This is a genomic window from Rothia nasimurium, assembly GCF_928392795.1.
In the GTDB taxonomy this organism is placed as follows: Bacteria; Actinomycetota; Actinomycetes; order Actinomycetales; family Micrococcaceae; genus Rothia; species Rothia nasimurium_F.
Map to the genome: position 1 here is coordinate 210562 of NZ_CAKMTJ010000003.1, position 20968 is coordinate 231529.

The following is a 20968-nucleotide window of genomic DNA, read 5'->3' on the forward strand; positions in this document are numbered from 1 at the left end:
CGGGTACCCGGCGGGCCCACCCAAAATCACGGCGATTTTGGGTGGCCCGCTTTGCCCGTATTCAGAAAAAGAAAAACGAACGAAAGAGAAACTATGCAAACAGTTGAAAGCCCGCACCTACCCCCCAAACTGAAAAAAGACACCCTGCGTGTAGTACCCCTGGGCGGTCTCGGCGAAGTCGGCCGTAACATGACCGTCTACGAGATCAACGGCAAACTGCTCGTGGTTGACTGCGGCGTGCTCTTCCCCGAAGAGTCCCAGCCCGGCGTTGACCTGATTCTGCCCGACCTCAACTACATCAAGGACCGCCTGCAGGACATCGTGGCGATCGTGCTGACCCACGGCCACGAAGACCACATCGGCGCTGTACCCTATCTGCTGCGTATGCGCCCCGATATTCCCCTGGTTGGCTCCCAGCTGACCCTGGCCCTGGTTGAGGCAAAGCTGCAGGAACACCGCATCAAGCCCTACACCATGGACGTCGTTGAGGGCCAGGTTGAGCGTTTCGGCCCCTTCGAATGCGAATTCGTAGCCGTTAACCACTCCATTCCCGACGCCCTGGCAGTCTTCATCCGCACCAAGGCCGGTAAGTGCCTGCACACCGGCGACTTCAAGATGGACCAGCTGCCCCTCGACGGCCGCATCACCGACCTGCGTCACTTCGCCCGCCTGGGTGAAGAGGGCATCGACCTCTTCCTACCTGACTCAACCAACGCTGAGGTTCCCGGCTTCACCCCCACCGAAAAGAATATCGGCCCGGTTATCTCTAACGTCATGCGCGACGCCAAGCGCCGCGTCATCGTTGCCTCCTTCTCATCCCACGTGCACCGCGTGCAGCAGGTGCTCGATGCAGCTGCTGAACGCGGCCGCAAGGTGGTCCTGGTCGGCCGCTCCATGGTACGCAACATGACCATTGCAGAGAAGCTGGGCTACCTGAACGTACCCGAAGGTATTCTGGTTGACCTCAAGAAGGTCGATGACTACCGACCCGAGCAGATTGTCATGATGTGCACCGGCTCCCAGGGCGAGCCCATGGCGGCTCTCTCCCGTATGGCTAACGGCGACCACAAGATCCAGGTCGAAAAGGGCGACACCATTATCCTGGCCTCATCCCTGATTCCCGGTAACGAAACTTCTGTCTACCGCGTGATCAACGGCCTGATGAAGCTGGGCGCCAACGTGGTGCACAAGGGCAACGCTAAGGTACACGTCTCAGGCCACGCCGCTGCTGGTGAGCTGCTTTACTGCTACAACATCCTGCAGCCCAAGAACGTCATGCCTGTGCACGGCGAAGTCCGCCACCTGCTGGCTTCAGGCAAGCTGGCTATCGAAACCGGAATCAAGAGCGATCGGGTGATCATCGGTGACTCTGGTACCGTCGTCGATTTGCGCGACGGCCGCGCTGACATTGTCGGTCAGGTACCCTGCGAATATGTCTACGTTGACGGTAAGTCTGTAGGTCACGTTACCGAAGATGACCTCAAGGACCGCCGCGTCCTGGGCGAAGAAGGCTTCGTCTCTATCGTCACCGTAGTTGACCGCGCCACCAAGCGCGTGGTCACCGGGCCCGACATCCACGCCCGCGGTATCGCCGAAAATGATTCCGTCTTCGACGACATCACCCCCAAGATCACCGCAGCCCTTGAGGACGCCCTGCACCGGGCTCCTGAGCGTGTGCACACCACGCATCAGCTGCAGCAGATCGTCCGCCGCACCATGGGGGCTTGGGTAGCCCGCCGCTTGCGTCGCAAGCCCATGATTGTGCCCGTGGTCATCGAGACCCACACCCCCGAGGCTGACGGCAACTAGCAACCTCTGAGCATACCCGGCGGCAGTTTTACCTGCCGCCGGGTAAGCTATTTAAACGCAACCGATCATCAAGCAGTATTGGGAAGAATGGCTCCGCGAAAGTCTGCATCGAGTAAATCAGCCCCCCGCGCCGCGGGGAGCCGCTCCAAGACGTCCTCACGTCGCTCAACCTCAGCTCAAGGTAGAAGCCGGAAGGCCTCGTCAGCACCCCCGCAGGAAAGTAACGCCTTTGTGCGTGCCCTGGTAGGAGCCTGGCAGGCCCTGGCCTTCACCGTGGGCGGTGCCGTACGCCGAATGGGCGAGCTCCGCACCGATATTGAACTCCACGAACGCCGCGACGGCGGTGCCCTGCTGGTGCTGGCTATCGGCCTGCTGACCGCCGGCGTGGAATGGTGGGGCTGGCGGGCGGACCCCGCTAGCCTGTCGTGGTACGAGTGGCCCCTGCACCTGTGGCACATCGCTGTGGGCGGTCTCTTCGGCCAGGGCTCCCTGCTGATTCCCATTCTCTGCCTGATTTTTGCTATCCGTATCTTCCGCCACCCGCTGGAGGTGCGAGCTAACAACCGCATCGCCATTGGCTTTACCATCATGACGGTCTCTGCCTCGATGATGGGGGCTAAGGTGGCGGGCTACCCCTCTTTCTCATCGAGTTTTGATAAATTCTGGGGCGGCGGCGGTACCGTTGGTGTGCTGATTGGCACCCCTGCCAGCCGTATCGTAGGCGGCGTGAATGTGCTGGAATGGCTTTTGATTGCCCTGGTTTTCCTGGCCGGTTTGCTGGTGGCCACCGATACGCCCCTGCGTCAGATTTGGCCTAAGATAATGCATATTTTCGGTCTGATGCTGGGGGAGAAGCCCCACGGTTCGGTCGCTGATGCCGGGCGTCCTTCCCGTGCCTCCCGTTCTCAGGACGAGGCCGAAACTCGCGTGCTAGAGGGCGACCACGACCGCTCCTATCTCTACGAGGACGCCCCCGCCCCGGCTCCCCGCCGTCGCGGTGGCTTACTGGGCTGGTTGGGCTTTGGCCCCCGTACCGAGAGTGACCGCAGGTTAGATCGCTACGAGGCGGACGAGGCCTACCAGACCGCTGTGATCGATGACGGCTCTGAGGCTGACCCCGAGACCGCCCGCGTTGAGCAGGTGGCCCCGGCGCCCCGCCGTGCCGCCAAGACGTCAAACCGACCTGTTGAGGCCTTTGACGTAGAAGCACCCCGCAAGCAGACCCGCCGCGAGAAGAAAGCGGCGGCTAAGGCTGCCAAGCAGCAGGCCCAGCTCTTTGACCAGGGCCTGTGGGAGAGCGAGGACGAGCTTTCTGCCAGCTACCCCGACGAAGACCGTTCGGACGCCCCGGCCCAGCGACTGGACCAGGCCCGCCAGGCTGCCGCGGATCACGGCTATAGCCCTGAACCGGTAGAAGCAGACCGTGACGGCTTTGAGCCCGAGACTGTTGCACCTCAGCCTGTTAGCCGACCGGCTGCTGCTCCTGCATCAGCACCCGCCCCCGCATCAGCCCCTGCTGTGCCCCGCCCCGGTAAGGGCAGCTCTTCTGCTGCCTCGCTGGGCGCTGCCCTGACCGGAGCTGCTGCTGGTTCAGCCGCTGCTGGTGCCGCTTCGTCAGCCAAGGCATCTGCCCCCCAGCCTGCTACCGCAGGTTCCGGGCAAGTACCCACCGCGGCTCGTCCTTCTGCTGACCGTCCTGCCGCCGAACGCCCTGCCGCCGAGCGCGCGTCCGCCCGCCTGCAAAACAACACCGTGGCAGAACGAACCGAGCAGCCCCGTGGCGAGCTGGTCGTGGAGTCGTCGACCGGCTCCTACACCCTGCCCACCGAGTCCATGCTCGAGGCCGGCCCGCCCGCCAAGGAAAGCTCCGAAGCCAACGAGCAGGTGGTCAATGCCCTGACCAACGTGCTCCAGCAGTTCAACGTGGACGCCGAAGTCACCGGCTTCTCCCGCGGCCCCACCGTCACCCGCTACGAGATTGAGCTGGGCCCCGGCACCAAGGTGGAGCGCGTCACCGCCCTGTCCAAAAACATCGCCTACGCCGTGGCATCTGCCGACGTACGCATCCTCTCGCCTATCCCGGGTAAGAGCGCTATCGGTATCGAAATTCCCAACACCGACCGTGAAATCGTGGTGCTGGGCGATGTACTGCGCTCGGCTAAGGCCCACGCTACCGACCACCCCATGGTCATGGGTGTGGGTAAGGACGTCGAGGGCGGCTTCGTCATCGCTAACCTGGCTAAGATGCCCCACATGCTGGTGGCAGGTGCTACCGGTGCTGGTAAATCCTCGTTCGTGAACTCCATGATTACCTCGATCCTGATGCGCTCAACCCCCGATCAGGTGCGCCTGATTATGGTTGACCCCAAGCGCGTGGAGCTCACCGCCTACGAGGGGATTCCCCACCTGATTACCCCCATCATCACCAACCCCAAGAAGGCCGCCGAGGCCCTGCAGTGGGTCGTGCGAGAGATGGACGCCCGCTACGACGACCTTGCCCACTACGGCTACAAGCACGTGGACGACTTCAACAAGGCCGTCAAGGCCGGCAAGATTCAGCCTGAGCCCGGTTCCAAGCGCCAGATTAAGGCCTACCCCTACCTGCTGGTGATCGTGGACGAGCTTGCCGACCTGATGATGGTTGCCCCGCGCGATGTGGAAGAGTCCATCGTCCGTATCACTCAGCTGGCCCGCGCCGCCGGTATTCACCTGGTGCTGGCCACCCAGCGTCCGTCCGTCGATGTGGTCACCGGCCTGATCAAGGCTAACGTGCCCTCCCGCATGGCTTTTGCCACTTCATCGGTGACTGACTCCCGCGTGGTGCTCGACCAGCCTGGCGCTGAAAAGCTCATTGGCCAGGGTGACGCCCTCTTCCTGCCCATGGGTGCCTCCAAGCCCATGCGTGTGCAGGGCGCCTGGGTGGGTGAATCTGAGATCCACGAGGTTGTCGAGCACGTGAAGAAGCAGGCCCCTGCGGTCTACCGCGACGACGTGATTGCCGCAGCGCCCTCCAAGAAGATTGACGATGACATCGGGGACGACCTGGACGACCTGCTCCGGGCAGCCGAACTGGTGGTCAATACCCAGTTCGGTTCAACCTCCATGCTGCAGCGCAAGCTACGCGTGGGCTTCGCTAAAGCTGGGCGTCTGATGGACCTGCTCGAATCCCGTGAAGTTGTTGGCCCCTCTGAAGGATCAAAGGCCCGTGACGTGCTGGTCCAGCCCGATGATCTGCCCGCCGTCCTAGCCAAAATCCGTGGCGAGGAGCCTCCGGCTGTCGCCTCCGATGACCCCTACGGCGGCGACCCCGTTGCCCACATGAACGACGGGGTGCCGCAGGCTGTTGACTACTACGACGAGGCGGACGACCCCGACAGCGAGGACGCCTGGAACCTCACCGGCCGCTAGCCCCGCCCGCTAACTACAGCCCGCCGCCAGACCCAACCGACGGCGTCCGCCCCGCTTATCGCGAGCGGGGCGGAACCACCCTAAGGAGAACACCGTGGCCGACCAGACCGCAACCGCTTCTAACTGGAACATCCCGAATGCGCTGACCGCCCTGCGCATTGTGATGGTTCCCCTGTTCGTCTGGGCCCTCTGGGCCGGCGGGCCCCACGGCGAGGCCAACCTGAGCCTGCGCTGGTGGGCAGCCGCCGTGTTTGTGCTGGCCATGATTACCGACTGGCTCGATGGCTACCTGGCCCGCAAAAACAACCTGATTACCAGCTTCGGCAAGATCGCTGACCCCATCGCCGATAAGCTACTCACCGGGGCTGCCTTCGTGGTGCTGTCCATGCTGGGGGAGCTGTGGTGGTGGGTCACCATCGTCATTCTGGTGCGCGAGTGGGGTATCACGGTGATGCGCCTGTTCATTATCAAGTACGGGGTCATGGCGGCCTCTAAGGGCGGTAAGCTCAAGACCGTGCTGCAGACGGTGGCCCTGGTGCTGATGATTCTCCCGCTGGGGCAGCTGGGCTCCTGGGCTCTGTGGCCCGGCTACCTGGTGATGGCCGCTGTGGTGGTCGTGACCGTAGTAACCGGTATCGACTACGTCATCAAGGCCATGCAGCTGCGCCGCGACTACTTCGCTGCTCAGGGGAAGTAGCCCGGCATGGTAGAGACAAGTGCCCAGGACCTTGAGCGCGCAGCTGCCCGCCTGGTTGCCGCTGCAGTGGCTCGCGCAGCCGATGGGGCGCAGAAGGGGGCGGACGCCGGTGCTCAGCTGGCAACGGCAGAGTCCCTCACCGGGGGTATGGTGGGGCAGCTGATCTGCACCGTTCCAGGGGCCTCAGCCGTGTATCGGGGCGGCGTTATTTCCTACGCCACCGAGGTTAAGGCCTCGGTACTGGGGGTGCCTGCTGACCTCTTGGCTGAGCGAGGCGCTGTTGATCCCGATGTTGCGATTGCTATGGCGCAGGGAACCGCCCGGGTGTGCGGGGCTGACTTTGGCCTAGCTACCACCGGTGCCGCCGGGCCTGAGCCCTGCGACGGAAAACCGGTGGGGCGCGTCTACCTGGCGGTGGCGCACCCGGGCAGTGGGGGCGTCCGCGTGCTTGAAAAAAACTATGACGGCAACCGAGCCGAGATTCGCGCCCAGGCGGCTCACGATGCCTTGAACCTGCTCACAGACTTCCTTGCTGAAACTGTAAAGTAAGCTCCCAGAAAATTTTCAGATGAATTTTTCAGCTAATAGGGAATGAAAATACAGTCGGGTGGGTTTAGATAGATGTAACGGGAAAAAATCGTAAGTAAACGACATATTCTCGAGTTCAGCTGACGAAAGCGCCATAATGCGCTAGGCTGAAACCACACGCTCCTGATATAACGGGAGCACGACCACCAGGAGATTGGTATAAAAATGACTAAGCAGCCCGTATCCGTGAACGGTGTCGTCCGTTGGAAGGATGTGGGTCAGACTGAGAACGCTGCCCCCGCCCAAGACACCGGTAAAGTAATCCTGCTCCGCCACGCTATCGGCGAAGTTCTGCGCGATGTTCGCCAGCGCCAGGGCCGCACCCTCCGCGAAGTTTCCCACTCAGCCCGAGTATCACTGGGCTACCTCAGCGAGGTCGAGCGCGGCCAGAAGGAAGCCTCATCAGAGCTGCTGGCTTCCATCTGCCAGGCACTGAACATCTCCCTCTCAGCTATGCTGGCCGAAGTCTCAGCCCGCATGGCTGTTGAAGAAGGCTTCTCGGTACCCGATACCGTACCCGCTGAGTTCTCAGAACAGTTCAAGCGTGAATACGGTATCGCCGCAACCTCAAGCCGCGATATTCCCGCCGTTGAGCGCCCCCTGGCAGCTCGCTAGACGATTCGCTCTCTAGGTAACTAAGAGATGGAGCCGGGCCCCGCAAGGGCTCGGCTCTCTTTGTGCCCTGTGGTGCCTGTTTGCTGTGGAGGAAGGAAGAAGATGAAGCTCAGTGAATTTTGGGCGGCGATGGACCATGAGTTTGGTCCGGTCTATGCCCGCCATCTGGCCCGTGATCTGGTGCCCGGGGACTTCGGTGATTTGACGGCCCAGCAAGCCCTGGACGCCGGCGCCAACGTGCGTGAGGTATGGCTGGCTATCTGCCGGGTGCAGGACGTTCCTGTGGAACGGCAGCTGGGGCCCGATATCGAACCGCGGCCCTAGGCTAGAAAATCGTTCGTACTTAATAGAAAATGTGTTCGAATTCCTGTAGGATTGTGAACAAACGACCGGCAGCCCGCGACACATAACCGGGTTATCCACAGATTTTCAAAATCTTCGCGCTGAACCCTTAAAGTGTCAGCCCTAGGTATTACCGTGGTAGCCAGAGAAGAACTCTCGTACCGCGATAAGAAATGAGGAACATACATGGCAGCGAAAACTCGCATGCAGTCAGTAGGTCAGGTGCCCGCCGAAGGGCGCGAAAAGGCACTTGAGGCCGTCCTTGCCCAGATTGATAAGAACTACGGCAAGGGCTCCGTCATGCGCCTGGGCGACCGCGAGGCCAGCAAGGTCGAAACTATTTCAACCGGCGCTCTGGCCCTGGATGCCGCCCTTGGCATTGGCGGCCTGCCCCGCGGTCGCGTGGTAGAAATCTACGGCCCTGAATCTTCCGGTAAGACTACCGTGGCCCTCCACGCTGTGGCTAACGTGCAGAAGGCTGGCGGTATCGCAGCCTTCATCGATGCTGAACACGCTCTTGACCCGGTCTACGCAGCCAAGCTGGGTGTAGATACCGACGCTCTGCTGGTCTCCCAGCCCGATACCGGTGAACAGGCCCTCGAAATCATGGATATGCTGGTGGGCTCTGGCTCCATCGACATTATCGTGGTTGACTCCGTTGCCGCTCTGGTGCCCCGCGCCGAAATTGAGGGCGAGATGGGTGACTCCCACGTGGGTCTGCAGGCCCGTCTGATGTCCCAGGCCCTGCGTAAGATTACCGGTCGCCTGTCAGCAACCAACACCACCGCTATCTTCATCAACCAGCTGCGCGAAAAGATCGGTGTTTTCTTCGGCTCACCCGAAACCACCACCGGTGGTAAGGCTCTGAAGTTCTACGCCTCGGTACGTATCGATATTCGCCGTATTGAGACCCTCAAGGACGGCGCTAACCCCATCGGTAACCGTACCCGCGCTAAGGTCGTCAAGAACAAGATGGCCCCGCCCTTCAAGCAGGCTGAATTCGATATTCTCTACGGTGAGGGTATCTCGGTTGAAGGCGGCATTCTCGACCTTGCCGTTGAGCACAACGTGGTCAAGAAGTCCGGTGCCTGGTTCACCTACGAGGGCGATCAGCTGGGCCAGGGTAAGGAAAACGTGCGCCGTTTCCTCAAGGACAACCCCGAACTGACCGAAGAGATCAAGTACAAGACCATGGTCAAGCTCGGCATCATTGAGGGCGAAGAGGAAGAGCTGGACGAGGTAGAGCCCAGTACTTCTGTTGACCCGCTCGATGATATCTCTGAGAATTTCTAAACTCATAACAGCGAGCTAGTAGCCGCCACTACCGGGAAAAGCCCCCGGTAGTGGCGGCTTTCGACATGACACGATGTAGGTAGTAGGAGGGGAATGTGAGCGCAGAAAACCCACGAGTCGAAGATTTTCTTGCCCCTGAGGAGTACCCGGCCTGGCATCCCGCGGCACAGGGCCTGGCCCAGGACCTCCCGGGGGAGTCTGGCGCCTACGCCAGTACGCAAACCGCTACCCCCTATACCGGTAAAGCATCAGCCGCAGCGGCCAGTAACCGGGACGGTGGGGAAGCAGCCGAGGCTGCGGAACCAGCCCGTCAGGGCAAATACACCCGCCGTCGCAACCCCAACTTCAAAAAAGGGTTCCGCAAGCCGCCCGCCAAATACGCTGCCCGCTCGCCCTTCGCACCCGCCATCGGGGCGGCGTCCGCCCCAGAGAACGAAACTCCCCAGCGCAAGCGCTCGCAGCCCCTCTTCCGTGAAGGCTCAGCCCTGAACGAGCCGGTCACCGACGAAGAGATGCTGGTGCAGGGGGTTACTCCCATGCCCGAGAAGAGAGGCCGCGCCGGTAAGGAACCGGAGAGTGAATTTACGCGGGCTAAAAATATTGTGCTGAATCAGCTGGCTGCTTCGCCTAAGTCCCGGGCCATGCTGGAGAAAAAGCTGGTTGAGAAAGAAATCTCAGCGGAGGTTATTGAGGATATCCTGAACCGTTTTGAGGCGGTCAACCTGATTAACGACGCTGAGTTTGCCGATATGTATGTGCGCACTCGAATGAACGTGAAGAAGCTGTCGCGGTCGGCTATCCGGCGGGAGCTGAAAACCAAGGGCGTTGAGGGTGAGCTTGCCGAAATAGCTCTGGAGCAGCGCACCGAGGAGGACGAGCGCGCCGACGCCCACGAGCTGGTGCGCAAAAAACTGCGCCCCTCAATGGACCTGGGGGACAGGGCTGAGAAGGAGAAAGTCATGCGCCGCCTGGTGGCTATGCTGGGACGTAAGGGCTACCCGGCTGGTCTTGCCTTTAGCGTGGTGCGCGAAGAAATTGAGGCGTATGCGACCGAGATGGGCATGACCTCAGAAGACAGCTACTCCTACTACGACTAAAAACCGGGGGGCGCACGGTACACAGGTGTGTATCGTACGCCCCAGTTCCCATCTGGCCGGTAACCGGTTAGGACCAGCCGTTGGGCAGAAGACCGAAAATGGCGGCAACCGAGTAGATAAAGGCAACCGTATAGGTCACAATCAGGATTCCCTGGGCCAGGGGGTGAGCCTGCCAGGTTACCTTCCAGACAGGCTCCAGCTCGCCCTTCTGCCGGGCCGCTCGGAGCATCAGCACCGGCAAGATAGACATGGCTGCACCGGCAAAACCACCGGCATAGGACAGGGCAGAGACGAAGCCACCCAGGCCGGCAATAGAGATAGCCAGCGGTGGCAGGACGGTGAGGCCAACAGCTGCAAGTCGAAGCGGGCCGTGTTCCTCCCAGCGGGTGATGTCAAGGATGTTACGCATAGCGGTGTAGCCGATAGCTACAAAAGAGGTAAACATGGCCAGCAGGGCAAAGATATTAGCCAGGTAGTAGGCCAGTGGCCCCAGAGCCTCACCCCAGGAGAGGGTAACAACTTCAGAAACATCATCACCGAGAAGCCCCAGGGCCACGAAGGGGACCAGGGCTAGGGTGAAACCTGTGGCTGACATGCCGCCGACTAGGGCGGTAGGAATAGCCCTGGGGTTGGTATCGCCAAGCCCGCGGACCAGTTCAGGTACCACGTACTGGGCCATGAAGGTAAAGACCGCCAGGTTCATAATCGGCACGATGAAGAAAGGGTGAAACTCTACCAGGTTAGAGAGAGTGATGCCGGGGCCCACAATAGTCCAGAGGGATAGGGCAAGAATAATTGCTGCCATACCCGTAGTAATGAGCCCCTCGACCAGACCGGTGGCGTGCAGGCCCTTGAACATGATGAAGGAACCAAGCGCGAAGAAGAGCAGGGTACCAGCGAGCTGGGGTAGACCGGTGAGGTTATTCAGCAGGGAGCCTGATCCGGCTGCGTAGGCGATAAGGGCACCGATGGAGTTGACCATGATGGCCAGGAAGATAACCCACCGGCCAGCCTGACCCAGGTACTTTTCTGCTAGGCCTGAGAGCTGTAGTGGTTCTTTGGTGCGCTGAGAAACCTCGGCGATGTACATCATAGAGAAGGTAGTCAGCAAACCAGCAATGGTGAGGGCAATGGCGAGCGCCAGGAAACCACCGTTGCGGGCGGCGTAGGGCAGGCTGAGGATGCCCGCGCCAATATTGGTGCCGAAGATGAGGGCGATGCCTTGGAGGACACTGAGGGTTGGGGCAGGGCGCTGATAAGCGACTGACCCTGACGGAGCGGACGAGGACATGGAAATCCTTAGGGTAGGGGGGAACAGAAGAAAGGTGCGTACAGTGTGAGGTACTGAAGTAGATAGTACTCCCGGCGGGGCAAAATAAGAGCTATTGTGATTGCTTATGCCCGACAGTTTGTTCCGTTAAGATTGCTTGGAGGGTGAGAACCGCCGAAGCCACGTGCTGATCATGATCAAAAGCTGCCTGGGGCTGGGGTGAGACTTGCTCGTAGAATTCTTGGGTTTTTGTGTGCCAGGTCAGGCTGCTTAATACTGCTTGCGGTAGGGGTCCCTCAGGCCAGGACGGGAAGCCCAGCATGAGTTCAGCAACCGGTAGCGCCCAGTGGTGCCAGCAAGTTCCCTCAGCGTCGATACCGCGAACCCCCGACCCAGGGGCCGCCTGCCACAGCAGGTTGGCCGGAGAAAAATCGCCGGACGACAGCACCCTCTCACTCGGCGCCGGGTAGATAATGCCCTCCACGGCCTGCTCCATCTGCGTAAACTCAGCCGAGCCCACCGGCACACCTTTTCTCTCGGCCAGCCGGCGCAGGCCCTTGAAGGCAAGCTGGGGTGAGGGCAGGGACCCCGGTGCGGACGCCCGCGCGTCAGCGCTCGCAAGCTCAGCGGCAAAAGATACCTGGGCGGCAGCCTGAGCGGGGGAGCCCAGAATACTAGCCCAGGTATTCACCCAAGCGTCCAGGGCCTGCCGGGGTGCGGCGTCCGCCCCGGACGACAGCAGAAGCTCACCCAGGCTGATAGCAGACGAGAAGCCGCCGGTGACATCCTCAAGAATCAGCAGACGGGCAGCGTCGTCGGCAGCCAGCAGACGAGGGTAGAGCCCCGGTGCAACCTGCTCCAGGGCAGCAAGGCCGTGCTTTTCGCGCAGGTAGCCAAAACCGCCAGAGTTGCGGGCTGAGTCCTTGCGGCGAAAATACTTGAGCACACAGCTCGCCCCGCGATGACCCCGCACCCGAACAACCACCGACCGCATCCCGCTCGACAGAACCTCGACATCAGCAACCTGAACGCCGGTCAGCTCCACAGACCGCTCTAAAAGCCCGGCCAGCAGACGCAAAAAAGCGGGGGAATCGACGGGCTGCTCCACCGCGCTAGGGGAGTAGGCACTCGCAGCCTGGGCGGCACGTGATGCAAAGAATGAGGGAGAAGGGCGAACCGGCATAGAGCCCAGAATAGCAACCTAGTAGACTGTACGGGTGAGTATTGACGTGAACACCGACAAGCCCGTGGCAGCACCCAAAACCCGCACCTACGAGGTGCGCACCTTCGGCTGCCAGATGAACGTACACGATTCAGAGCGCATGAGCGGCCTGCTCGAAGCCTCAGGTTACGTGCCCGCTGAAGAAGGAACCACCCCCGACCTGGTGGTCTTCAATACCTGTGCTGTGCGTGAGAATGCCGATAATAAGCTCTACGGCAACCTGGGCCAGCTTGCCCCGGTCAAGCGCGAGAATGAGGGTATGCAGATCGCTGTAGGTGGCTGCCTGGCGCAGAAAGACCAGGACACCATCTTGAAGAAGGCCCCCTGGGTTGACGTGGTTTTCGGTACCCACAACATTGGCTCCCTACCTACCCTGCTGGAGCGCGCCCGTCATAACAACGAGGCCCAGGCCGAGTTGCTCGAAGCACTGGAGGTCTTCCCCTCCACCCTGCCGACCAAGCGTGACCACGTCTACTCCGGCTGGGTCTCTATCTCTGTGGGCTGCAACAACACCTGTACATTCTGCATCGTGCCCTCCCTGCGCGGTAAGGAAGAAGACCGCCGCCCCGGCGAGATTCTGGCAGAAGTGCAGGCCCTGGTGGACGACGGCGCTATCGAGGTGACCCTGCTGGGCCAGAACGTTAACTCCTACGGCGTAGGCTTTGGCGACCGTCAGGCATTCTCGAAGCTGCTGCGAGCCTGCGGCGAGATCGAGGGGCTGGAGCGCGTCCGCTTTACCTCCCCCCACCCCGCCATGTTTACCGACGACGTCATCGACGCAATGGCTGAAACCCCCAACGTTATGCCCGTACTGCACATGCCCCTGCAGTCCGGTTCTGACAAGGTGCTCAAAGACATGAAGCGGTCCTACCGCTCCAAGAAGTTCCTAGGCATTCTGGAGAAGGTACGCGACCGCATCCCCGAGGCCGTCATCACCACCGACATCATCGTGGGCTTCCCCGGCGAGACCGAGGAAGACTTCCAAGAGACCCTGCGGGTGGTCGAAGAGTCCCGCTTTTCGTCCGCTTTTACCTTCCAGTACTCGATTCGCCCCGGCACCCCGGCTGCTACCATGCCCAACCAGGTGCCCAAGGCTGTGGTGCAGGAGCGTTACGAGCGCCTGATTGCCCTGCAGGACCGCATCGCCGGTGAAGAGAACCGCAAGCAGCTGGGCAAGACCGTGGAGCTGATGGTGACCGCAGAATCTGGCCGCAAGGCCGAGGAGACCGGCCGCCTGTCGGGCCGGGCCCGCGACCAGCGCCTGGTCCACTTCACCGTGCCTGAAGGCTGCGAGGTGCCCCGCCCCGGCGACCTGGTCACCCTGCCCATCACCGAAGCTGGTTCCTTCCACCTGATTTCCGACCCCACCGCAGAGCAGTACTCGGTACGCCGCTCCCGCGCCGGTGACGCCTGGGACCGCGCCCAGGCCGACTCCTGCGGTACCGGTACCACCCAGGTTCCCGGCACCCCGGTTTCTCTGGGCTTCCCCACCTTCAAGCCCGCCCTCTAACCCATGACAGAGAAGGACGCCGCGAGCAGCTCCCTGCCCATCATCGCCGTGGTGGGCCCCACCGGCTCAGGTAAAAGCGCCCTCGCTATCGAGCTGGCACGAGCATTGGGCGGGGAGTGCGTCAACGCCGATTCCATGCAGTTCTACCGGGGTATGGATATCGGCACCGCCAAGGTCACTGCCGAAGAAATGCGGGGGGTTCCCCACCACCTGCTTGACACCCTCGATGTCACGGAGGAAGCCTCGGTCGCTACCTTCCAGGCTCAGGCCAGGGCTATCTTTGATGAGATTCGCGCTCGCGGGAACTACCCGATTCTGGTCGGTGGGTCTGGCCTGTATGTGCGCGCTGCCCTGGACGTTCTGGAATTTCCCGAAACCGACCCGGCGGTGCGGTCTCGGCTGGAAGCTGAGCTGGCGGCGTCCGGCCCCGGCCCCCTGCTTCAGCGCCTACGCGCGGTTGACCCCGAATCAGCTGAGCGGGTGAAGGACGACCGCCGCCTGGTGCGCGCCCTTGAGGTCTTTGAGGTGACCGGCCGCCCCTTCTCGTCCTTCATGCCCACCCGCACCTACCACCAGCCTGCCCTGCAAATTGGTCTCAACGGCGACCGCGCCCAGCTGCACCAGCGGCTGCACCAGAGGGTCGTCGCCATGGAAGAAGCCGGGCTGCTGGCCGAGGTAGAAGCCCTCGAAGCCAAGGGCCTGCGCCGGGGCAAAACCGCCCCGGCAGCCATCGGCTACCGGGAATTTCTCAAGGTTCTGGACGCCGCCCGCGGCACCCTGCCTGCCGGTGAGGAATATTCTGTCGCCCAGGCAGTTGAAGATACCGTCACCGCCACCCGCCAGTTTGCCCGCCGCCAGCTCACCTGGTTCAGGGCAGATGAGCGGGTGCACTGGCTTGACTGGTCCAGCCCCGATCTGCTCACCGAGGCCCTGGCCATCATCAAGGGCCACCAGCCACTAGACTAAGAAGAAAAAGCGCCCCACAACGGAAAGGCAAAACCCGTGGCAACCCACACCGTAGAAACCCCCGTCTGGGGCGATTTGACCGGCAAGACCCTCACCAAGGGGCAGGCAACCGGCAACGACTTCATCTTCGTCACCGACCCCGAAGCTAGGCTCGACCTACCGGCTGAGCTCATTGCCAAGGTGACCGACCGACACTTCGGCATCGGCGCCGACGGCTTTATCCGCGCGGTCAAGACCGAGCACCTGGATTTTGCCTCCCACCTGCTGGAAGAGGCCCCCGAAGCTATCTGGTTCATGGACTACCGCAACGGCGACGGCTCAATCGCCGAGATGTGCGGCAACGGGGTACGTGCCTTCGTTGACTACCTGCTGACCGAGAAACTGGTTGAGCTCGAAGAGGGTGGACGCCTGCTCATCGCTACCCGCGCCGGTATCAAGGCCGTGGGTCGTACCGAAGACGGCTACGCCATCGACATGGGCCCGTGGGGCTTCATCAACGGTGACATGGCCCGCGATAACGGCACCGACGCCCAGGTGACCGCCAAGGGCCTGCGCACTCCCCGCGGGGCCCTGTCCATCACCATGGGCAACCCCCATACCGTCGTCATGCTGGGCACCGACGGCAAGCTTGACGGGCTGAACCTGCACGAGGCCCCCAAGGTTTCACCCAACCCGCCTGAAGGCACCAACGTAGAGTTCGTCGTCCCCGAAGAAATCTCAGCAGAGGACGGTGACCCCGCCACCGAAAACATCGGCTCAATTCGCATGCGCGTGCACGAACGCGGCGTCGGCGAAACCCTCTCCTGCGGTACCGGCGCTTGCGCCGCCGCTGCCGCTACCCGCTTCTGGGGTGGCGAGGACGCCCCCGACGAGTGGCTGGTCCGCGTACCCGGTGGAACCCTCGCCGTCACCTTCGTCCTGGGCCCCGACAACCTCGAACACGTTGTCCTGGCAGGCCCTGCCGCTATGACCGGCAAGGTGCTGCTGGGCTAAATGACTGAAAACCTAGAAAATTCTCGGGAACTCTGGAACGAGATTTACTCAGAGCGGGAACAGATGTGGTCGGGCAAGCCCAACGCCTCACTCGTTACTCTGATTGGAGACCGCGCTCCCGGCTCCGTCCTTGACCTTGGCTGCGGTGAAGGCGGGGACGTGCTCTGGCTGGCAGCCCGCGGCTGGCAGGCTACCGGCATCGATATTTCGGACGTCGCGGTAGGGCGCGCTCGCGCCCGTGCGGCAGCTGAAGGAATTGATGCTACCTTCATCGACGCTGACCTGACCGACTGGTCTACTGACCAGCGTTTTGACCTCATTGTCACCAGTTTCTTACAGTCGCACGCTGACTTTGATCGTCTGCCCCTCTTGGCAGCTGCCCTGGACCTCTTAGCTTCCGGCGGTGAGCTCATCTCGGTGGCTCACGCAGGTGCCCCCTCCTTTGCAGACCCCGAGGACGCCCGCAAGCACAGGGCCCGCATGGTACAGGCTGCCGAAGAGGCCCGAGACCTAACCCACAGCCGTGACGATATTGAGATTGTGCTGGCTGAAGAGTGGACTCGGGATATCACCTCACCCGAGGGCGAGCCTGCAACCATACCCGATGCGGTGATGGTCCTCAGGAAAAACGGCTAGCCGAGCAGATGACCTACTGAGAGGTAGAGGCATGCTGGCAGCCCGTTGGCTCGGGGCTGGCGTGAATCGCGACTGAGCGAAGCGAAGCTGCGAGAGGGTCGACGGGCAGAAGCATGCCTCTGCCTCTCTTACGTGTACGAGCTGAAAAGCTATTCCGGGCGGTGCACCTCGAGAATACGGAAACCCTTTGAGGTAGCGTAGCGGCCCACCTCTAGCTCAGGGAACTCAGCGGACAGCCACTTCTGTAGGGAATCTGAGCCCAGGTTTTTCTGCACGACCAGGTAGGCGGTACCGCCGGGGGCCAGGCGGGGGAGCCAGGTGCGCATGATGCCGTGTAGAACGTCCTTGCCCACCCGAATAGGCGGGTTAGACCAGATGGTATCGAAGGTCAGTGACTCATCGAGCGCATCGGGGGCAGCTACCGTCACGTTGGTAAGCCCCAGGCGCTCAGCGTTCATCTCGGTGAGCTGGGCAGAGCGGGAGTTCACCTCGACCCCGTAGACCTCAGCATCAGGCGCTGCCATCGCCAGGGTCAGGGTAATCGGGCCCCACCCGCACCCGATATCGAGCATGCGCGCCCCCTGCGGGGCGGGGGCCTCATCCAGGAGAATACGGGTTCCCTTATCAACCCCACCCGGGCTAAAGATGCCGGAAGCGGTCAGAACCTGCACCCGGCGTCCGCCCAGCTCAACAGTCACAGGCTGGGGCGAAAAATCGCCGGTGGGGTTTTCAGAAAAATAGTGCGCGCTACTCATAGACGTTCATTCTACGCTAAGCCCCTGCCCTTACCGCCCCGGAAAAGCTAGAATAGAAGGACGCCTCAACCCACCTCGAAAGGTACTATGACCGAGACTTCAACCCCCAGCAATGACCCCAAACTTCCCTCAGATGAACAGCTGAGACGTACAGTAGACCGCGTGCTGGGGCGGGCACAGGGCAACGGTAGTGTGCTCGATGAGAGGGCCCGCGAACTCTCAGATAACCAGCGTGAACATTCCGAATACGACGGCGACCAGGTAGATCTCGAAGAGCGTCGAGCGCTGCGCCGTGTAGCCGGTCTATCAACCGAGCTTGATGACGTTACCGAGGTCGAATACCGCCAGCTGCGCCTAGAGCGCGTTGTGCTGGCAGGCGTTTGGTCTGAGGGCACCCTGGAAGAAGCCGAAAATTCCCTGCGTGAGCTGGCGGCGCTAGCTGAGACTGCAGGTTCTGAGGTTCTGGACGGTCTGGTGCAGCGTCGTCTGAAGCCCGACCCGGGGACCTACCTGGGCTCCGGCAAGGTGCTCGAACTCAAAGACATTGTTAAGGCATCCGGCGCCGATACCGTGATTGTGGACGCCGAACTGGCCCCCTCCCAGCGCCGAGCTATTGAAGATATCGTCAAGGTCAAGGTCATTGACCGAACCGCCCTGATTCTTGATATCTTCGCCCAGCATGCTAAGTCGCGTGAAGGTAAGGCCCAGGTTGAGCTGGCCCAGCTCGAATATATGCTGCCGCGTCTGCGCGGTTGGGGTGCCTCCCTGTCCCGTCAGGCCGGTGGCCGGGCCGCCGGTGGCGAGGGTATTGGCTCCCGCGGCCCCGGTGAAACCAAGATTGAAATGGACCGCCGCCGTCTGCGCGCCCGCATGGCCAAGCTCAAGCGAGAAATCGCTGCCATGGCTCCTGCCCGCGAGACCAAGCGCCTGAACCGCAAGCGTAACCGGGTGCCGTCCGTAGCTATTGCCGGTTACACCAACGCCGGTAAGTCCTCCCTGCTCAACCGCCTCACCGACGCCGGCGTGCTGGTCGAGAACGCCCTCTTTGCGACCCTCGACCCCACCGTGCGCAAGGCCCAGACTCCGGACGGCGTGGGCTACACCCTGTCTGACACCGTCGGCTTCGTGCGCGCCCTGCCCACCCAGCTGGTGGAGGCCTTCCGCTCTACCCTTGAAGAGGTGGCCGACGCAGATGTGATCGTGCACGTTGTGGACGTCTCCCACCCCGACCCCGAGGGGCAGATCCACTCCGTCCGCCAGGTAATTACCGAGGTCGACGCCCAAAATATCCCCGAAATCATCGTGCTCAACAAGGCAGATGCGGCCGACCCCTTCGTCATTGAGCGTCTGCGGCAGAAGGAACCCAACCACGTTGTGGTCTCAGCCCGTACCGGTGAGGGTATCGAGGAGCTACAGCAGAAGATTGCGGACACCATTCCCCGCCCCTCGATTGAGCTCAACCTGCTGGTACCCTTCTCAGCAGGTGGCGTCGTCTCCCGCCTGCACGAATGGGACGCTGAAATCCTGCGCACCGCCTTTGTCTCTGACGGCACCTACGTGCAGGCCCTGGTACGTGATGAGGTAGCCTCTGACCTGGCCGAGTACGTTTTGGAAGAAGACCTGCTCGAGGTTCTGCAACCTGAAATCGATGAAGCTATCGCCTCAGGGGCAGTAGAGACCCAGCGCGCATGAAGGAACACGTCACCGCACCCACCGGGCAGGAGCTAGAAACCCTGCCCGGTGCCCAGCCCGTCCTGCACCTCTTGGACACCGTGGTGGAACGCTCCGGTGGCCAGAAACGCGATGGTCAGCGAACCATGGCGGCGCACGTTGCCCGCGCCCTGGAGACTGAAAAGCACCTGCTGGTGCAGGCAGGTACCGGCACCGGCAAGTCCCTGGGCTACCTGGTGCCCGCTATCTATGCCGCCCAGACTGCCGAAAAGCCCATCGTGGTGGCAACCGCAACCCTGGCCCTGCAATCCCAGATTGTCAACCGCGATATACCTCGCCTGCTGGAATCACTGGGAGATGAGCCCGAACATGAAACCGATGTGGCCATCCTCAAGGGCCGCAATAACTATGTCTGCCTGCACAAGCTGGAAGGTGGCTACCCCGAGGACGACGGCGACGCCCTTTTCGATATAGATGCCACTACCGGCGCCACCGGCCCCGCCGGAAAACTGGGGGAAGAGGTTGTGCGCCTTCGCGAATGGGCACAAACCACCGACACCGGCGACCGCGACGAGCTGCTGCCAGGCGTAAGCGATAAGGCATGGCGGCAGGTAGCCGTCACAGCCTCAGAATGCCTGGGCAAAAAATGCCCCCTGGTCGAAGAATGTTTCAGCGAGATGGCCCGAACCAGAGCAGCTGAATCAGATATCGTCATTACCAACCACGCCCTTCTCGCTATCAACGCCTTTGAGGGCGCTGCGGTGCTACCCGACCACGACATCGCCATCATCGACGAGGCCCACGAACTGGCTGACCGCGTCACCGGTGCCGTCACCGGGGCACTATCACCGGCCGCTATTACCAAGGTTGCCCGCAGCCTCAAGCGGCACACGGACGCCGACCACAAGGCACTCGAACAGGCAGCGCTCGCCCTTGACGACTCTCTCAACGGGGTACCCGCCGAGATGATGCCCAAGGGCTTGCCTGACCGGGTTGCCGCTGCCATGGAACGCGTGCGCGATGCGGCGCGTCAGGCCCTCACCGATACGAAGAGCGGGGACAAGGACGGCGACGCCGGTCGCCAGATGGCGCGTGCCGCCCTGACCGAGGTACACGAAACCTCAGAGAAGATGCTGACCGCTGACCCGCTCTATCAGGTCATCTGGGTTTCTCGTACCGGCTCTTGGGAGCCCGGCAGGGGGTATGTGGCGGCAGCCGACGATGACCCCGCCACCCTGAACATCGCACCTATCTCGGTTGCCGGTTACCTGCGAGAAGGTCTTTTCGAAAACCGCACCGTGGTGCTGACGTCTGCGACGCTGACGGTGGGAGAAAGTTTTGACGCCGCCGCTGGTGCCCTGGGGCTGATGGGTAAGGACGCTCCGCGCTGGGACGGTATCGATGTGGGGTCTCCCTTTAACTACCCCAAGCAGGGCGTGCTGTATCTAGCCTCTGACCTGCCTAAACCTGGGAGGGGAGTTTCGGTAGAGCAGCTGGACCGTATCGTTGAGCTCGTGACCGCCTCGGGTGGCGGCGCGCTGGGGCTCTTTTCCTCTAAGCGCGGGGCCGAGCTGGCTGCCGAGTACGTGCGGGAGCGCACCGACCTGAACATTCTTCTGCAGGGAGAGTCGTCTCTGCGCGCCCTGGTGCAGGAGTTCACCGAGGACACCGATTCCTGTCTTTTCGGCACCATGAGTCTCTGGCAGGGCGTGGATGTTCCTGGCGACTCCTGCCGCCTGGTCATGATGGACCGTATTCCTTTCCCCCGCCCTGATGACCCGCTGTCGCAGGCCCGTACCCGGGCGGTAGCAGCTGCCGGAGGCAATGGCTTTATGGCTGTGTCTGCCTACCACGCAGCGGTCCGTATGGCTCAGGGTGCAGGGCGTCTAGTGAGGTCTGTGGGTGATAGGGGAGTCGTGGCCGTCCTTGACTCCCGTATTGCTACCCAGAGGTACGGCTCATACCTGGTGAAGTCTCTGCCGCCCTTCTGGACCACTACGCGTAAGGACGTTGTGGTCGGTGCCCTGGAGCGCCTTAAGCAGTCAATTGACTAAAGACTGGGAAAAAATCAGCCCGGCTGTGAAGGCCGGGCTGAT

General features: G+C 61.8%; 17 protein-coding genes. 14 read left to right on the forward strand and 3 right to left on the reverse strand.

All coding sequences use genetic code 11. From position 1 onward, the window contains the following. The first annotated feature begins 93 nt into the window (after positions 1-93). The 8 genes from L6963_RS05045 (at position 94) to L6963_RS05080 (ending at position 9849) form a co-directional block, all read left to right on the forward strand. Positions 94-1809 (forward strand): ribonuclease J, encoded by a 1716-nt coding sequence (locus tag L6963_RS05045; protein WP_237206783.1) that lies wholly within the window; start codon positions 94-96, stop codon positions 1807-1809. Positions 1810-1896: 87 nt separating this feature from the next. Beyond that, positions 1897-5217: an FtsK/SpoIIIE family DNA translocase gene (locus tag L6963_RS05050; protein WP_237206784.1), complete on the forward strand. Its 3321-nt coding sequence runs from the start codon at positions 1897-1899 to the stop codon at positions 5215-5217. Positions 5218-5311: 94 nt separating this feature from the next. Then, positions 5312-5914 (forward strand): CDP-diacylglycerol--glycerol-3-phosphate 3-phosphatidyltransferase, encoded by a 603-nt coding sequence (gene pgsA, locus L6963_RS05055; RefSeq protein WP_237186850.1) that lies wholly within the window; start codon positions 5312-5314, stop codon positions 5912-5914. Between the two features lie 6 nt (positions 5915-5920). Then, positions 5921-6463: a CinA family protein gene (locus L6963_RS05060; RefSeq protein ID WP_237206785.1), complete on the forward strand. Its 543-nt coding sequence runs from the start codon at positions 5921-5923 to the stop codon at positions 6461-6463. Positions 6464-6667: 204 nt separating this feature from the next. Continuing rightward, a complete protein-coding gene (locus L6963_RS05065; RefSeq protein WP_237186848.1) occupies positions 6668-7117 on the forward strand; it encodes a helix-turn-helix domain-containing protein in 450 nt (149 codons plus the stop codon). A 102-nt stretch (positions 7118-7219) separates the two neighbouring features. After that, positions 7220-7441 carry a DUF3046 domain-containing protein gene (locus tag L6963_RS05070; RefSeq protein ID WP_185173269.1) on the forward strand — a complete coding sequence of 74 codons (222 nt, stop codon included), beginning with the start codon at positions 7220-7222 and terminating at the stop codon, positions 7439-7441. Between the two features lie 204 nt (positions 7442-7645). Next, positions 7646-8752: a recombinase RecA gene (gene recA / locus L6963_RS05075; protein ID WP_185173268.1), complete on the forward strand. Its 1107-nt coding sequence runs from the start codon at positions 7646-7648 to the stop codon at positions 8750-8752. Between the two features lie 95 nt (positions 8753-8847). Further along, a complete protein-coding gene (locus L6963_RS05080; RefSeq protein WP_237206786.1) occupies positions 8848-9849 on the forward strand; it encodes a regulatory protein RecX in 1002 nt (333 codons plus the stop codon). A gap of 67 nt (positions 9850-9916) precedes the next feature. Here L6963_RS05080 and L6963_RS05085 read toward each other — a convergent pair whose 3' ends face one another. Continuing rightward, the gene (locus L6963_RS05085) at positions 9917-11140 is read right to left on the reverse strand and encodes an aromatic amino acid transport family protein (protein ID WP_237206787.1); all 1224 of its coding nucleotides are present in this window, start codon (positions 11138-11140) and stop codon (positions 9917-9919) included. A gap of 91 nt (positions 11141-11231) precedes the next feature. Next, positions 11232-12302 carry a hypothetical protein gene (locus L6963_RS05090; protein WP_237206788.1) on the reverse strand — a complete coding sequence of 357 codons (1071 nt, stop codon included), beginning with the start codon at positions 12300-12302 and terminating at the stop codon, positions 11232-11234. Positions 12303-12336: 34 nt separating this feature from the next. On the opposite strand from L6963_RS05090, the gene miaB reads away from it, so the two are divergent. Genes miaB through L6963_RS05110 form a run of 4 tightly spaced genes read left to right on the forward strand, consistent with a single transcriptional unit; the run spans position 12337 to position 16446 of the window. Then, positions 12337-13851 carry a tRNA (N6-isopentenyl adenosine(37)-C2)-methylthiotransferase MiaB gene (gene miaB, locus L6963_RS05095; protein WP_237206789.1) on the forward strand — a complete coding sequence of 505 codons (1515 nt, stop codon included), beginning with the start codon at positions 12337-12339 and terminating at the stop codon, positions 13849-13851. A 3-nt stretch (positions 13852-13854) separates the two neighbouring features. After that, on the forward strand, positions 13855-14817 hold the full coding sequence (miaA, locus tag L6963_RS05100; protein ID WP_237206790.1) for a tRNA (adenosine(37)-N6)-dimethylallyltransferase MiaA: 963 nt from the start codon (positions 13855-13857) through the stop codon (positions 14815-14817). A gap of 36 nt (positions 14818-14853) precedes the next feature. Then, positions 14854-15810: a diaminopimelate epimerase gene (gene dapF, locus L6963_RS05105; RefSeq protein WP_237186843.1), complete on the forward strand. Its 957-nt coding sequence runs from the start codon at positions 14854-14856 to the stop codon at positions 15808-15810. Next, a complete protein-coding gene (locus tag L6963_RS05110; RefSeq protein ID WP_237206791.1) occupies positions 15811-16446 on the forward strand; it encodes a class I SAM-dependent methyltransferase in 636 nt (211 codons plus the stop codon). A 149-nt stretch (positions 16447-16595) separates the two neighbouring features. Here L6963_RS05110 and L6963_RS05115 read toward each other — a convergent pair whose 3' ends face one another. After that, the gene (locus L6963_RS05115) at positions 16596-17201 is read right to left on the reverse strand and encodes a class I SAM-dependent methyltransferase (RefSeq protein WP_237206792.1); all 606 of its coding nucleotides are present in this window, start codon (positions 17199-17201) and stop codon (positions 16596-16598) included. Between the two features lie 87 nt (positions 17202-17288). On the opposite strand from L6963_RS05115, the gene hflX reads away from it, so the two are divergent. Together hflX and L6963_RS05125 are read left to right on the forward strand one after the other, a co-directional pair. Next, on the forward strand, positions 17289-18893 hold the full coding sequence (gene hflX / locus L6963_RS05120) for a GTPase HflX (RefSeq protein WP_237206793.1): 1605 nt from the start codon (positions 17289-17291) through the stop codon (positions 18891-18893). Then, positions 18890-20926: an ATP-dependent DNA helicase gene (locus L6963_RS05125; protein ID WP_237206794.1), complete on the forward strand. Its 2037-nt coding sequence runs from the start codon at positions 18890-18892 to the stop codon at positions 20924-20926. The genes hflX and L6963_RS05125 overlap by 4 nt, the downstream gene beginning before the upstream one ends. The last annotated feature ends 42 nt before the right edge of the window (positions 20927-20968 follow it).

What these genes read in the sequence shown, in the direction of transcription:
- L6963_RS05045 (WP_237206783.1), top strand. Translation starts at nt 94, where the DNA reads ATGCAAACAGTTGAAAGCCCGCACCTACCCCCCAAACTGAAAAAAGAC.
- L6963_RS05050 (WP_237206784.1), top strand. Translation starts at nt 1,897, where the DNA reads ATGGCTCCGCGAAAGTCTGCATCGAGTAAATCAGCCCCCCGCGCCGCG.
- L6963_RS05060 (WP_237206785.1), top strand. Translation starts at nt 5,921, where the DNA reads ATGGTAGAGACAAGTGCCCAGGACCTTGAGCGCGCAGCTGCCCGCCTG.
- L6963_RS05065 (WP_237186848.1), top strand. Translation starts at nt 6,668, where the DNA reads ATGACTAAGCAGCCCGTATCCGTGAACGGTGTCGTCCGTTGGAAGGAT.
- L6963_RS05070 (WP_185173269.1), top strand. Translation starts at nt 7,220, where the DNA reads ATGAAGCTCAGTGAATTTTGGGCGGCGATGGACCATGAGTTTGGTCCG.
- recA (WP_185173268.1), top strand. Translation starts at nt 7,646, where the DNA reads ATGGCAGCGAAAACTCGCATGCAGTCAGTAGGTCAGGTGCCCGCCGAA.
- L6963_RS05085 (WP_237206787.1), bottom strand. Translation starts at nt 11,140, where the DNA reads ATGTCCTCGTCCGCTCCGTCAGGGTCAGTCGCTTATCAGCGCCCTGCC.
- L6963_RS05090 (WP_237206788.1), bottom strand. Translation starts at nt 12,302, where the DNA reads ATGCCGGTTCGCCCTTCTCCCTCATTCTTTGCATCACGTGCCGCCCAG.
- miaA (WP_237206790.1), top strand. Translation starts at nt 13,855, where the DNA reads ATGACAGAGAAGGACGCCGCGAGCAGCTCCCTGCCCATCATCGCCGTG.
- L6963_RS05110 (WP_237206791.1), top strand. Translation starts at nt 15,811, where the DNA reads ATGACTGAAAACCTAGAAAATTCTCGGGAACTCTGGAACGAGATTTAC.
- L6963_RS05115 (WP_237206792.1), bottom strand. Translation starts at nt 17,201, where the DNA reads ATGAGTAGCGCGCACTATTTTTCTGAAAACCCCACCGGCGATTTTTCG.
- hflX (WP_237206793.1), top strand. Translation starts at nt 17,289, where the DNA reads ATGACCGAGACTTCAACCCCCAGCAATGACCCCAAACTTCCCTCAGAT.
- L6963_RS05125 (WP_237206794.1), top strand. Translation starts at nt 18,890, where the DNA reads ATGAAGGAACACGTCACCGCACCCACCGGGCAGGAGCTAGAAACCCTG.